This is a genomic window from Exiguobacterium sp. s36, from assembly GCF_018618345.1.
Taxonomy (GTDB): Bacteria; Bacillota; Bacilli; order Exiguobacteriales; family Exiguobacteriaceae; genus Exiguobacterium; species Exiguobacterium chiriqhucha.
This window is the reverse complement of sequence record NZ_JACSLW010000003.1, coordinates 146,876-159,693: the sequence shown is the minus strand read 5'-3', so window position 1 is coordinate 159,693 and position 12,818 is coordinate 146,876. Positions and strand designations below refer to the sequence as shown.

Below are 12,818 nucleotides of genomic sequence, written 5' to 3'. Positions count from 1 at the left end.
CATTTAGGTTTGGCCTGCATCATCAGTAACCATCCTTAGGATCGTCGTTCTTTCATTAAGTTTTCGATATGAATCATCATATACAACCGCTCATCGGTCGAGACTTCGTAACTGTACTTCGTGGCGATTAGACCGGCGATTTTCTCGACACATTCGTAAGCATCCGGATAGCGCAGCTTCACCATCTCGAACAGTGTCTCGTCGCCCCCCTGCTTAATCTTCTCACCCGAGGCAAGCCGTTGGACGAAATACTTCAAGTGGGTCAAGAATCGTGAATAGGCGTATGATTCTTCATCCAAATCAATTTGAAAGTGGTACGTGATGATTGTGAGGATTGCTTGTGTGGCGCGTGTCATCTCGGTGACGAGATGCAAATTTTCACCTTTGGCGCCCGACATCGTCGCGTTGACGAGATGGAGCGCGATGGCGACCGCCTCGTCTTCGTCTAATTTGACGTCGTGCCGTTCATTGATGAGGGCGACCGCTTCTTTCCCGATGGTGAACTCGGGTCCGTAAAATCGTTTCACTTCCCAAACAAGTGGGTTCCGAATGATGATTCCATCCCGATACCGACTGAGGGCGAAATGGATGTGGTCGGCGAGGGTCACATATAGCGAATCATGGACCGACTTCTCAAGCCGCGTCTCCGCCAACTTGACGATTTCTTTGACCGTATCCATCTCCGCCGCTGGCATCTCATTCAAAAAATGAACGAACCGTTCGTGGCTCTCTTTACTCTCGAGCGTAAAGACTTTTTCAATCCGCGCTTGATCAATCGCATCACCCGGACGTTTTTGAAACGCAATCCCCCGTCCCATGACGACTTGTTCTTGACCGTTCGCTTGAATGGCCACGACGTTATTGTTGAACACTTTTGAAATCTGCATGGAATCAATTCACCTCCGCTCAAGTTCGAGTGAAAAGAAAAAAACCTAAATTCACACCGGTCCGCCCAAATTTGGATGATCGGCATCAATTTAGGTTTTGCCTGCTTGACCAGTAACAATCCCAAAATGGATTTTCTTCTTCTCGCTACTAGCATACTCCCTTGAAATCTTGACGTCAACATAAAAATAAAACGCTTACACCGTGACCGTTTTCACTCGAACAGGATGCGTTGCATCCGTTCTGGTGCCGCTAGAAAGTCACGCATGACACGGACGTGCTCGAGTTCGTCGAACGTCGTCGGCCGAAGTCCCGTCTCAACTTGGAGAATGTCGGCGTCAGGATACGACATGAGGATTGGTGAATGGGACGCAATGATGAATTGACTGCCCGACTGGACGAGTTCATGCATCCTTGCGAGCATCGTCAACTGTCGCATCGGGGACAAGGCGGCCTCAGGCTCGTCCAATATATAGAGCCCGCCATCTCGGAAACGATGGAGCATGAGCGACAAGAACGCCTCCCCGTGCGATTGCTCATGGAGCGATCGACCGCCGTAAGACGCATAGAACCGTTCCGGGTCGGGCGACGTTCGTGCAATCTCATCCACATAACTCGACAATTGATATGCCGTCTCGGCCCGGAGGAAAAATCCGTCCTTCGGTCGATAGGCACCCCGAATCGGACGGAGCGCCTCGAACAGCGGGCTATGCGTTGCCTCTGTCTCGAAGCGGAACGTCGTCGCCCCACCTTCCGGATTGAATCCGGCGGCGATGGCCATTCCTTCGACCAACGTCGATTTTCCACTCCCATTCTCGCCGACCAAGAACGTGACCGACTTCGTCATCGTCAGTTCATCAAACCCCTCAAAAATCGGTAGCGAGAACGGATAGCCAGGTGTCTCAATCCGGTCCCGTTCCAAGCGCACACCCCGCAAAAATAAGTTTATTCCCATTCGATCCAAAACAGTGCCCCCTCTCTCGACTCAATCCCGTACGACAGCCCTTGTGCCTCGAGTAACAGCTTATTGATAGCCAGACCAAGCCCGTGCCCGTTCGAGCGGTCGCCTTTCACATACATGTCCCAGATGTTGGCACGCATCGATGCTGTGATGCCCGGACCGTCATCCTCGATTTCAAGCCGTCGCTCGGTGAGCCTGATTGTAATCATTCCGCCAATCGGACTCGCATGATACGCGTTCTGAAGAAAGTTTGACAGGATGCGCTCCATCGCCAACCGGTCCGCCTGAACGACCGCGTCCTCGACGAGTTCAAGTGTGACCGTCACTTGCTTGTGACGGAACCATTCCTCCATCCGCGCGACCGTCGCTTCAATCAATTCATTCATGTGAACAGTCTCAATCGTGAGCGCCAGCTTGCCTGCCGATAGCTTCGAGTATTCGAGCATCTGGGTGACGAGCCGGTCGATGCGATCGACTTCTTCGGTCATGCTACGTCCCGTCTCGGCCACATCTTCTTGTTTGACGACACCGAGCTCGAGCATTTCTGCCTCGTTTCGGACGATGGCGAGCGGGGTGCGGACGTCGTGCGTGATTCCCGAGATGAACGTGTTTTGCAGTCGCTCTTTCTCTTCGAGCGACGTGTTCATTTGACGGACCGCTTCCGTCAAATCGCCGATTTCGTCGTCGGTGACCGGTGGCAATGTGAGATCATGACGACCCGACATGATGGACGCGGCCGCCTGCTTCAGCTCGATGAGCGGGGACGTCAAACGCCGACCCATCCAATACGTGACACCGATGGCGACGAGGAGTGCGAGCAAAAAACCGCTGCCGAGAATGACATAAATTTGGCGAAACTGAGGGTTCGACAGCGGGACAGGTGCATACGTCACGATTTGAACATCTCCTTCTTCCCGCAGGAACGTCAATAGCCGCATCCCGTTCACGCTGACCTCGTCTCGTTCGGACAATCCGTCCGGGTCGAGCATCGGCGTCATCTGTCGACGCATCCTACCTCCCCGCTCAAGATTGACCGCCTCCCCGTCTTGAAACACGAGGACATCGAGCTGTCCGGGTATGCCGCGCCCATCCACGAGAGCCTCGTAGACGATATCTGCTTCACGCGCTAATTGGTCATAGCTCTCTGTCTCAGCGAAACGTCCAATCAATAGCGACGTCAGGCCGAACGTGAGCAACGCCATGACGACGAGGGGAAGGATTGCCGTCCAAAGCAATTTCTTCATCAAACGGCTCATCAGACTTCCTCCAATCGATAACCGACGCGGTGCACCGTCTTCAATTGCCGTTTCATCGTCGGTGATTTGTCGCGCAACTGTTTGACGTGTGTATCGACCGTCCGCGTATCCCCAGCGAACGTGTAATCCCACACCTCGTCGAGTAGGCGGTTCCGATCGAGTGCTTCTCCGCTATGCTTCAAGAAGTAGAGTAACAACTCATATTCTTTATTGGTCATTCGAATCGCTTGCCCGGCGTCAATCACCGTGCGAGAACGTGCGTCCACCGTCATGTCGCCGAACGAGATCTCGTCCGTCTGTTTGACGAGACGCTTCAGACGAATTTCGAGTTCTTTTAACACAATCGGTTTGACCAAATAATCGTCGGCCCCGAGCTCTAGACCGAACACACGGTCATCTGCCTCTCCTCGTGCCGTCGCCAAGATGATGGCCGGCCGTGGCTTAAGCGCCTTCAGTTTTGGAATGAGCGTCCATCCTTCCCCGTCCGGCAGACGAACGTCGAGCAAGACTGCATCGAACGGTTGCTCGAGTTGTCGTTTCGCCTCGGCGAGCGTGCCGGCCACACTGACATGAAACCCCGCGTACGTTAAAAAGCGGGCGAGCCCGTCCGCTAATTTCGGTTCATCTTCGACTACGAGTACGTTCATCTTTATCGCCTCCACCCCCATTATATCGCATCGCGAAACGAACCCATCATTTCCCAAAGACAATTTGCAGAAACCTTGCAACTCCCTCACAACTTTTGAACGTCCACGTCCTACACTTGAAGTAGTAAAGGAGGAGATTAATATGAAAACATCTAAATTAGCCATCGCCCTGGCCGGCCTACTTGCCGTCTCAGGAACCGGCGTCTATGCCGCCACGAACGATACGACAACAACCGACGGAACGGAAACGACGACCCAATGCGAACGCGGAGAACGCGGCGAGCGGGGCATGTTCGGTGACCGGGCAGCCGGGCAGGCCGCTTTGCTCGAGGCGCTCGGTTTGACCGAAGACGAGGTGGAAGCAGCGCGAGAAGAAGGACAATCGCTTCCTGAACTCGCGGAAGAAAAAGGGATCACCATCGAACAGTTCATCGAGGCGATCATCACTTCTCATGAAGCGAAACTTGAGGCAGCCATCGAATCCGGTGACTTGACGCAAGATGAGGCCGACGCGATTCTTGCCGACCACGAAGAACGTTTTGCTGACATCACGAGTTACGACGACTTAGGCGACATGCGCGGCTTTGGCGGTGGACGTCACGGAGGCGGGCATGGCCCTCATCACGGTGGTCAATTCGGTGGCCCGAACCAAGATGAGGACACACCTGCGGCCGATGATAACGTAGACAATCAGAGCACCAATTCACTGTAAGCAAAAAGGCAACCGCGAGGGTTGCCTTTTCATATGGCTAATAACAGTAAAGCGTATCCGATGAGCCCGACAGCAAACGCGCGAAAGCTGCTGTCTCGTTCTTCTGGCAGCTCTTCTTTCATGACGTTCAAAATAATCCCCCCGGCCAAGAACGCGACAATCATCGACAGCGTCACTTCATGGAGCGCTGAAAATGCGCCGACGCTCCACCCGGCAAGCACGGCCAACGACAACCACAATCGGCCTCGCCTGTCGTACGACTCCTGATGGTGATGCCTCAGACCCTGGTCGACCGTGATGAAATGAATCCCTAATGCGACAAAGTAGAGTGTCATCGCCCATGCCGTATCGAACTCGCTCTCCGCGAGCACATAGCCGATACTGAAGTTGTAGACGATGAACAACGCCATGTGAATCCAAAAAACGCTGCCGTTGCCACGCCGTTTCATTTGCGTGGCCAACCGTTCCAAGCCATAAAACACTGCCAGACCGAGCATGCTGACGACGAGGATATGATTCTCGATTGAAGCGAACAGTCCGCTCTCGAGATGTCCTTCGAGTTCTTGTTGATATTCGTTCAGTTCAGGCAAGAGATGAAGAAACACATACGCGACGGCGACTCCGCCGGCGAGTGACAGAAACCGGCTCCGCGGCGTCTCGCGCACGTGAATCAACTGTCCTGAAAAGTAGTGAATCAAGGCAAATCCGATGGCGAACAACAAGCTTAACCAAAACATCCAGTCACCTCCGACACGTTACCCGAAAGCCGAACTGTACGTGATGACTCCCGGTCCTTGTTCCTTACCCGAGTGTCTTCCCGGATACACTCATTCGCCTCGTTCGGCACGTTGCCGCGCCCGAATCTCTTTCTCGACGCGACGGAGCGCCTTCTTCGAACCGCGAGCAAAGTCATGGGCTTCTTTCCGGTCCCGGTAATCGATGAATAACGTTTCCAGGTCATAACCAGCTGGATACAAGTCGAGCGCTTTCGCCTCGCGTCGAACTCGGCGGAGCGGTTGCTCACTGAAGACACCGTCGACATACACGGTGACTTGGCGCAACGATTCGTCCATCGCATAGACAAGACCGACTTGATCCGTCTCGAGCAGGCGGACCCGGTCACCCTTCACTAGCATTTGGTCAGGTTCGACGACAGGGCGGACGACTTCTTGTGTCAGTCGCGTCGCATCAAGGAGCGACTGGTCGTACGTCTTGTCGTGCATATAGCGGGCCGCCTGCTTCAAAATCGATTCGGGCAATTTCATTTTCCGGGCAATGAATAAGGCGTTGCTGTCGCCGGACTGCCCAATCAACAGCCGATACTTCGGTTCGAGCGTGTCCGGGTCGAACTGCATGGCCGCGTTCATGAAGTCCGGATGCGTCTCGGAGTACGCTTTGATTTCGCCGTAATGGGTCGAGGCGACGACGAGACAGCCGCGCTTATATGCCTCTTCCAAAATCGCGATGGCGAGGGCCGCTCCCTCGTTCGGCTCAGTCCCGCTTCCGATCTCATCGAATAATAGTAACGACCGTTTCCCGGCCTTCTGCATGATGCTCGCCACGTTATGCATATGGGCCGAGAACGTGCTGAGCGCCGACCCCATATCCTGGTTGTCCCCGATATCGACGAATACGTCGTCAAACGTCGAGATGTCCGTGTCCGGATGGGCCGGGATATGAAGCCCGCTCATCGTTATCAAACTGAGCAGACCGATCGTCTTCAAGACGACCGTCTTCCCGCCGGCGTTCGGTCCGGTGATAATCAGACCGCGGTACGTGTCCCCGAGCGAGAAGTCGAGCGGGACCGCCCGTTCGAGGAGCGGATGGCGGACTTGTTTCAAACGGATTTTTCCGACACCGTTCACGCGCGGGGCGATGCCATCGATGGCTTGGCTATACTTCCCTTTCGCGAACACCATATCGTATTGGGCGATGACGTCGAGCGTCGCCTCGATGGTCGGCAACGCTTCCGCCACCATGCCGGTGAGCGTGGCGAGCACTTGATAGATTTCGACTGCTTCCTCCGTCCGTTTGACGACGAGTTCCGCGTTCAGCTTCGCCACCGCTTCCGGTTCGATGAACACAGTCGTACCGCGGCTCGAGGTGTCGATGATCGCCCCAGCGACTTTATGTTTATACGACGCTTTGATCGGAATCGTGAATCGGTCTTGTTTCTTCGTCACAAAGCCGTCTTGAATCGCTTCCCGGTTCGCAGCACTCTTCAAGAACTTGCTCAACCGCTCCTCAATCCGTCCTTCGAGAATGTCGATTTGTTTGCGGACCCGTTTCAATTCTTTGGACGCCTCGTCGACGACACGTCCCCCGCGAATCGACTGGATAATGTCTTCCTCGATACTGCGCCACTCGCTCATCTCTCCCGCGTAAAGGGACAAGAGCGGTGCAAAGAACGCCTGCTCGGCCATGAACCGCTTCAGTTTCCGGGCACCCCGGAAAAATTCGGCGACGGCTTCGAGTTCGCTTGCCTCGAGCTGGATGCCCCGGCTGATTTTACCGATGAGTGGTTCCATATCGGATACCCCGATAAAGGGGACGTGTGACGTCGCGTCGAGAATTGCGCGTGCTTCCGATGTCTCTTGGAGCCGTTTTTTCACCGTTTGCAAATGGCTCGTCGGACGCTGGTTTCGTAACAAGTTGCGTCCGAATCCGCTGATGCAGTAGCGTTCGACGTGTTGAATCAAGTCGTTATATTGTAGTTTGTCTAATGTTTGTTCATTCATGATAGAGTCTCCTTAAAAATGGGATGGAGATACCGCGCAAACAAAAAGCGTCGGCCGATGACGACCAACGCAAAAAGACAGACCGGTGTCTGGCAGTTTATGAAGGGCGGTATCTGTAACAGAACATGAAGGCATGACAAAAAGACGCGTCATCCAACATTTTTCAGTTCGTTAGGCAGATACAACCTCACTCATTAACATGCAACACCTTTCTCATTCAGTTTCGCCCTAACTATACAACAGATTTTCGAAGAAGTAAAATTTCTAGAGAACGCTTTCAAATTAGGTCTTGATATCTATACATCGGCGTGCTATCTTGAGGGTGACGAAACGAATAATGATCACATGTGACTGATTCGATCAGGCATGGGGTAAGACGAAAGGCTCAGGCCACCCGTCTATACTCCATGCCTGTTTTGTTTTTTCACAATCATTTTTCAAGCGAAAGGATGATTTGATTATGTTATTGAATAAGTGGATGAAGAGACATACACTGACACTTTATGCACCCATGGAAGGAGACATCATTCCACTTGAGGAAGTGACCGACCCTGTCTTCAGCGAGAAGATGATGGGCGACGGGATTGCCATCATGCCGACGGACGGAACCGTCGTCGCTCCGGCTGATGGGACCATCGTCCAAGTCGCACCGACGAAGCATGCCATCGGGCTCCGTTCGGGAGACGGAGCTGAAATTTTGATTCATGTCGGACTAGATACGGTCGAGCTTGCGGGAAGCCCGTTCGATGTCCACGTCAAAGTCGGTGACACGGTCACGACCGGACAGCCACTCTTGACAGCCGACTTGGAACAAATCCGGCAAGCCGGAAAAGACACGGTCACCCCAATGGTCATCACGAACGGAGGCGCTTTGGAACAGCCATACTCGTTCCATGCAGGCGGCCCATCGCTTCCTGGGAAGACCGTCGTCGCTCAAGCGGAACAATGACTCCTCGATAGGAGGACACATGTTAAAAATCAAAAAGATTCTAAACAACAACGCGGTCATCGTCTCAGACGAGGGTGAAGAGAAAATCGCCATCGGACCGGGCGTCGCATTCAAGAAGGCACGCAACGATATCGTCAATCCGCATAAAGTTGAAAAGTTGTTCGTCATGTCGGAGAACGATAAATTTCAACAACTGCTGACGCGGATTCCAATCGAGCACTTCACGATTTCAGAAGAAATCATTTCGCATGCGGAAAAACGGCTCGAGACGACGTTCAACGAACACATCCATATCGTCCTCACCGATCACATCTCGTTCGCCATCGAGCGCGAGCAAGAAGGCATCTCGCTCCGAAATAAACTGTTGAACGAGATTAAGATTTTATATCGAAACGAGTACGAGATCGGACTATGGGCGCTTCACCTCATCGAGGACAAACTCGGCGTCAAGATGCCGAAAGATGAGGCGGCCTTCATCGCGCTACACATCCATACACTAAAAGTGAAGGGAGGTGATTTACGCAAGACGGTCAAACAGACGACAATCGTACGTGACATGATTCAATCGATTTCGAGACGACTCGATCTATCTATAGAAGAAGATGACTTATCCTATCAACGCTTATTAACTCATTTACGATTCGTCATGGATCGGGTCAACCATTACGATCACCATACGATCGACGAAGATATGCTTCTCATGATTCAAACGAAGTTCTCGTCGGCCTATGCATGTGCGTCTGACGTCGCAAACGAAATGGAAGACTTATACGGCATCGTCTTGCCCGAATCAGAGCTTGGTTATATTACGCTCCACATTCAACGCTTGCAAGATCAACACCATCAAAAAGGAGGAAATTCACAATGATGAACTTTTTACAACGTCTCGGACGTTCCCTCATGTTGCCAGTTGCCGTACTTCCTGCAGCTGCCATTCTCATGGGGATTGGTTACTGGATTGATCCCGTCGGCTGGGGTTCTGAAAACATCGCCGCCGCATTCTTGATCAAAGCCGGTGCAGCCATTATCGATAACATTCCAATTCTCTTCGCAGTCGGGGTCGCCCTCGGAATGGCGAAAAACCGTGACGGCTCAGCCGCTCTAAGCGGACTTGTCGCCTTCCTCACGGTCACAACGCTCTTGTCTTCGGCTACCGTCGCCTTGTTCCAAGGTATCGACGTCGAAGCCGTCAACCCAGCGTTCGGTAAAATTGCCAACGCGTTCGTCGGTATCTTGTCAGGTATCGTCGCCGCTCAAATGTACAACCGCTTTAGTCATGTGAAGCTTCCAGACGCGCTCGCTTTCTTCAGTGGCAAGCGTCTCGTCCCAATCATGACAGCGTTCTCGATGATTCTCGTCTCGGTCGCCCTCTACTTCGTCTGGCCGGTCGTTTACACAGGACTCGTCGGATTCGGGGAAACCATCTCGAAAATGGGCGCGATCGGTGCTGGACTTTACGGTTTCTTCAACCGTCTGTTAATCCCAACTGGACTTCACCACGCCTTGAACTCGGTGTTCTGGTTCGACGTGGCCGGTATCAATGACATCGGTAACTTCTGGTCAGGCGAAGGCGAAAAAGGGATTACTGGACGCTATCAAGCGGGGTTCTTCCCGATTATGATGTTCGGTCTTCCGGCAGCAGCTCTCGCCATGTACCATACAGCGAAAACAAAACGTAAAAAACAAGCGGCCTCGCTCCTTCTCGCCGCAGCGTTCGCATCGTTCTTCACAGGTGTCACGGAACCGCTCGAGTTCTCGTTCATGTTCCTCGCACCAGTTCTCTACCTCGTCCACGCGGTCTTGACAGGGGTTTCCCTCTTCATCGCGGCGACGTTCCAATGGACGGCCGGATTCGGCTTCAGCGCCGGTCTTGTCGACTTTGTCCTCAGCTCACGGTTACCGCTCGCGAACCAACCGTACATGTTGCTCGTTCAAGGTCTCGTCTTCGGTGCCATCTACTACGTCATCTTCCGCTTCATGATCGTCAAACTCAACTTGGCCACACCAGGTCGTGAGTCAGACGAAGCGGTTGACGCGGTCGCAACGGAAACAGCGCCTGAAGGTGAAACACGCACGGCTCCAGTCGCAGCCGGCGGACAGTACTCTGCCATGGCAGCGATGATTTACGATGGTCTCGGCGGCGATCAAAACGTCACGGGCATCGAATCGTGCGTCACGCGCCTTCGTGTCGATGTGAAAGACATGGATACGGTCGACCAAGCCCAAATCAAGAAAGCAGGCATCCCTGGTATCAAGGTTGTCAGCCCGAACCACATCCAAGTCATCGTCGGAACGAACGTCCAATTCGTCCTCGAAGAGATTGAAAAACTCCGGAGCCATCGCGCCGGGTAACTGACGAAAGCCACCTCGCGCGCGAGGTGGCTTTTTACTGCCTTTGCTCATATGTTAAGTTCAGCTCTTCTTTTTGACTGACATCAACATCAGCGAAACCGTGACTGAGTAAATCAATAAGAAGATGACAATGCCTAACTCAAGTGCCGACTCAAACATAAAGTCCCCTCCAATCCGTCCTCTTTTTACTATCATTCCCATTCAAAATCAACACAAACCGGATATGTGAAATAGGCTGATCCGATTCACGTACAAAGGCCCTTTTCCTAAAAAGAGGACCTTCGTTATGCACTACATACTTCGCAGTCTGGCAATCCGTTCAGACGGGTTCGGGTGCGTGGAGAACAGACCGCTCAGCTTTTTCTTGAGCGGGTCTGAAAAGTAGAGCGACGCAGAGGCACGTGAGGCTTCCTTCACCGGTGTCTGGATATTGACGATTTTCTCGAGCGCCGATGCGAGGGCATCCGGATTACGTGTCAATTCGGCCCCGCTCGCGTCCGCCAAAAACTCACGATTCCGTGAGATGGCCAAGTTAACGAGCGTGGCAATGAGCGGTGCGAGAATCAACAACACGAGCCCGACAATCATAAAAATCGGGTTTTGGTTGTTGTCGCGGCGGCCGCCGACGCTGCGGAAGAACAGCATCCGCGACCCGATATCGCTCATGATGGCGATGACCGAGACGAGGGCGAGCGTCACTGTCGCCAGTCGTACATCGTAATTTTTGATATGGGCGACTTCATGGGCGATGACACCTTCGACTTCTTCGCGCGTCAACTGGTCGAGCAGTCCGGTCGTCACGGCGACAGCCGCCTTTTCTGGTTTCAGGCCGGTCGCGAACGCGTTCGGTGACGCATCGTTGATGATGAAGATGCGCGGCATCGGGACACGCGCGACCATCGCCATATTCTCGACGGTGTGCCAGAGAAACCGATGCTGATCGACCGACGTGATCTCTTGGGCATGGTTCATCTTCATGACGATGTTCGTGCTCGACATGATGACGATCCCGATATAAAACAGCGAGAACACCGGCGTGAAGATGAGGCCTGGGAGCGGGTCACCATAATTCAAATACGAGATGACCACCCCGACGCCTAAGACGAGAAGGACGAATCCGGCCACGATGAACACGGTCTTGATTTTATTTTTCCGAATCTGTTCATATAAAATCATCGTCGCCACTCCAATCCATTAAAATGAAACTCGCACGTTTTCGCGTTCTTCTTCACGAGCTTCGAGCATGTCGCGTTTTTCGAAGTTGTGAACGGAGGCGATGATGTTCGTCGGGACCGATTCGACTTTCGTGTTATATTTCATGACCGTATTGTTATACAACTGTCGTGAGTAGGCGACTTTATTTTCGGTCTGCGTCAGTTCTTCTTGGAGCATCTTAAAATTCTCATTCGCTTTCAAATCTGGATATGCCTCACGGAGAGCGAACAAGTTTTTCAGCGCGCCGCTCAATTGATCGTTCACTTCCATCTGTTCTTGACGGCTCGTCTTCGACCCGAGCTGATTCCGGAGCTCGACGACTTTCGCAAGCGTCTCTTGCTCGTGTTTGGCATAGCCCTTCACCGTTTCGACCAAGTTCGGAATCAAATCGTAACGCCGTTTCAACTGTACATCAATCTGTGCCCACGCCTCGTCGACCCAGTTTCGATATTTGACAAGTCCGTTGTACATCGAGAAATAGACGAACGCCAAGACAACGATAATCCCAATTGCGATAATCCAACCCATTTCGACACCTCATTTCATGATTTTCTCCTGTATTAATTCCCTCTCGTCGTATATCATAAGCATAACTTAGGAAAATATAGTAAATGATTCATATCTACAGTGAGCTTTCTCACGATTTCATACAAAGGAGTGTCACGATATCTATTCCATCCATCGTCGTCGCTGTGAAGGCAGTGATTGTGCAAGACGACCGGCTCCTCATCATCAAACGGGCAACCGATGATGAAGTCCATCCTGGCACGTGGGAGCTTGTCGGCGGCAAGCTCGACTTTGGCGAGACGCTCGAACAGGCCCTAGAACGGGAAGTATTCGAAGAAACCGGGCTACGCGTAACGGTTCAACACTTACTGTACGCCACGACATTTTTGACCGACTCGAATCGTCAAGTCGTCCTGATGACGTACTGGGCTCATCCCGTCGCAACAACCATCACTCTCTCTGAAGAGCATAGCGATGCCAGATGGGTGACGGCTGATGAAGCACGACAGATGTTACTTCAACCGATTCTCGATGATTTAGATTCACATGACGTATGGAACTTGATTCAAACAAAAACAATCAACTGACAGGAGTGC

General features: G+C 52.6%; 13 protein-coding genes. 5 read left to right on the top strand and 8 right to left on the bottom strand.

Annotated features, from left to right (window positions below):
* Positions 1 to 35: 35 nt before the first annotated feature.
* The 4 genes from licT to KNP95_RS08670 all read right to left on the bottom strand — a co-directional run bounded on the left by licT (position 36) and on the right by KNP95_RS08670 (position 3,749).
* A complete protein-coding gene (gene licT / locus KNP95_RS08685; protein ID WP_214836659.1) occupies positions 36 to 887 on the bottom strand; it encodes a BglG family transcription antiterminator LicT in 852 nt (283 codons plus the stop codon).
* Positions 888 to 1,099: 212 nt separating this feature from the next.
* Positions 1,100 to 1,840: an AAA family ATPase gene (locus KNP95_RS08680; protein WP_214836849.1), complete on the bottom strand. Its 741-nt coding sequence runs from the start codon at positions 1,838 to 1,840 to the stop codon at positions 1,100 to 1,102.
* Positions 1,831 to 3,102, bottom strand: coding sequence for a HAMP domain-containing sensor histidine kinase (locus KNP95_RS08675; RefSeq protein ID WP_214836656.1), 1,272 nt, complete (start codon positions 3,100 to 3,102; stop codon positions 1,831 to 1,833). Before KNP95_RS08675 ends, KNP95_RS08680 begins: the two co-directional genes overlap by 10 nt.
* Complete coding sequence (locus KNP95_RS08670; RefSeq protein WP_214836653.1) at positions 3,102 to 3,749, bottom strand: response regulator transcription factor; 648 nt, start codon at positions 3,747 to 3,749, stop codon at positions 3,102 to 3,104. Before KNP95_RS08670 ends, KNP95_RS08675 begins: the two co-directional genes overlap by 1 nt.
* Positions 3,750 to 3,891: 142 nt before the next feature.
* Between KNP95_RS08670 and KNP95_RS08665 the strand changes: the two genes are divergently transcribed.
* Positions 3,892 to 4,461, top strand: a complete 570-nt coding sequence (locus tag KNP95_RS08665) for a hypothetical protein (RefSeq protein ID WP_214836650.1) — start codon at positions 3,892 to 3,894, stop codon at positions 4,459 to 4,461.
* 29 nt (positions 4,462 to 4,490) lie between these two features.
* Here the strand turns inward: KNP95_RS08665 and KNP95_RS08660 are convergent, their stop codons facing one another.
* A complete protein-coding gene (locus KNP95_RS08660; protein ID WP_058765330.1) occupies positions 4,491 to 5,198 on the bottom strand; it encodes a hypothetical protein in 708 nt (235 codons plus the stop codon).
* Between the two features lie 90 nt (positions 5,199 to 5,288).
* Entirely contained in the window at positions 5,289 to 7,199 is a 1,911-nt protein-coding gene (locus KNP95_RS08655) for an endonuclease MutS2 (protein ID WP_214836647.1), read from the bottom strand.
* A 460-nt stretch (positions 7,200 to 7,659) separates the two neighbouring features.
* Between KNP95_RS08655 and KNP95_RS08650 the strand changes: the two genes are divergently transcribed.
* From KNP95_RS08650 to nagE, 3 genes are read left to right on the top strand one after another with little or no spacing between them, the layout of a single operon-like run.
* Positions 7,660 to 8,148 (top strand): PTS sugar transporter subunit IIA, encoded by a 489-nt coding sequence (locus tag KNP95_RS08650; protein WP_021067983.1) that lies wholly within the window; start codon positions 7,660 to 7,662, stop codon positions 8,146 to 8,148.
* A 19-nt stretch (positions 8,149 to 8,167) separates the two neighbouring features.
* The gene (locus tag KNP95_RS08645) at positions 8,168 to 9,016 is read left to right on the top strand and encodes a PRD domain-containing protein (RefSeq protein WP_021067982.1); all 849 of its coding nucleotides are present in this window, start codon (positions 8,168 to 8,170) and stop codon (positions 9,014 to 9,016) included.
* Entirely contained in the window at positions 9,013 to 10,500 is a 1,488-nt protein-coding gene (gene nagE, locus KNP95_RS08640; RefSeq protein ID WP_214836644.1) for an N-acetylglucosamine-specific PTS transporter subunit IIBC, read from the top strand. The genes KNP95_RS08645 and nagE overlap by 4 nt, the downstream gene beginning before the upstream one ends.
* A gap of 291 nt (positions 10,501 to 10,791) precedes the next feature.
* Here the strand turns inward: nagE and htpX are convergent, their stop codons facing one another.
* Positions 10,792 to 11,673: a zinc metalloprotease HtpX gene (gene htpX, locus KNP95_RS08635; protein WP_353048989.1), complete on the bottom strand. Its 882-nt coding sequence runs from the start codon at positions 11,671 to 11,673 to the stop codon at positions 10,792 to 10,794.
* 21 nt (positions 11,674 to 11,694) lie between these two features.
* Positions 11,695 to 12,243, bottom strand: coding sequence for a LemA family protein (locus tag KNP95_RS08630; RefSeq protein ID WP_021067978.1), 549 nt, complete (start codon positions 12,241 to 12,243; stop codon positions 11,695 to 11,697).
* Positions 12,244 to 12,326: 83 nt separating this feature from the next.
* Here KNP95_RS08630 and KNP95_RS08625 point away from each other — a divergent pair, with 83 nt between their 5' ends.
* A complete protein-coding gene (locus tag KNP95_RS08625; protein ID WP_214836638.1) occupies positions 12,327 to 12,809 on the top strand; it encodes an NUDIX hydrolase in 483 nt (160 codons plus the stop codon).
* Positions 12,810 to 12,818: the final 9 nt, after the last annotated feature.

Bases quoted from the DNA above. Each gene is read 5' to 3' on its own strand.
- licT (WP_214836659.1), bottom strand. From the start codon at position 887: ATGCAGATTTCAAAAGTGTTCAACAATAACGTCGTGGCCATTCAAGCG.
- KNP95_RS08680 (WP_214836849.1), bottom strand. From the start codon at position 1,840: ATGGGAATAAACTTATTTTTGCGGGGTGTGCGCTTGGAACGGGACCGG.
- KNP95_RS08675 (WP_214836656.1), bottom strand. From the start codon at position 3,102: ATGAGCCGTTTGATGAAGAAATTGCTTTGGACGGCAATCCTTCCCCTC.
- KNP95_RS08670 (WP_214836653.1), bottom strand. From the start codon at position 3,749: ATGAACGTACTCGTAGTCGAAGATGAACCGAAATTAGCGGACGGGCTC.
- KNP95_RS08665 (WP_214836650.1), top strand. From the start codon at position 3,892: ATGAAAACATCTAAATTAGCCATCGCCCTGGCCGGCCTACTTGCCGTC.
- KNP95_RS08660 (WP_058765330.1), bottom strand. From the start codon at position 5,198: ATGTTTTGGTTAAGCTTGTTGTTCGCCATCGGATTTGCCTTGATTCAC.
- KNP95_RS08655 (WP_214836647.1), bottom strand. From the start codon at position 7,199: ATGAATGAACAAACATTAGACAAACTACAATATAACGACTTGATTCAA.
- KNP95_RS08650 (WP_021067983.1), top strand. From the start codon at position 7,660: ATGTTATTGAATAAGTGGATGAAGAGACATACACTGACACTTTATGCA.
- KNP95_RS08645 (WP_021067982.1), top strand. From the start codon at position 8,168: ATGTTAAAAATCAAAAAGATTCTAAACAACAACGCGGTCATCGTCTCA.
- nagE (WP_214836644.1), top strand. From the start codon at position 9,013: ATGATGAACTTTTTACAACGTCTCGGACGTTCCCTCATGTTGCCAGTT.
- KNP95_RS08630 (WP_021067978.1), bottom strand. From the start codon at position 12,243: ATGGGTTGGATTATCGCAATTGGGATTATCGTTGTCTTGGCGTTCGTC.
- KNP95_RS08625 (WP_214836638.1), top strand. From the start codon at position 12,327: ATGATTCATATCTACAGTGAGCTTTCTCACGATTTCATACAAAGGAGT.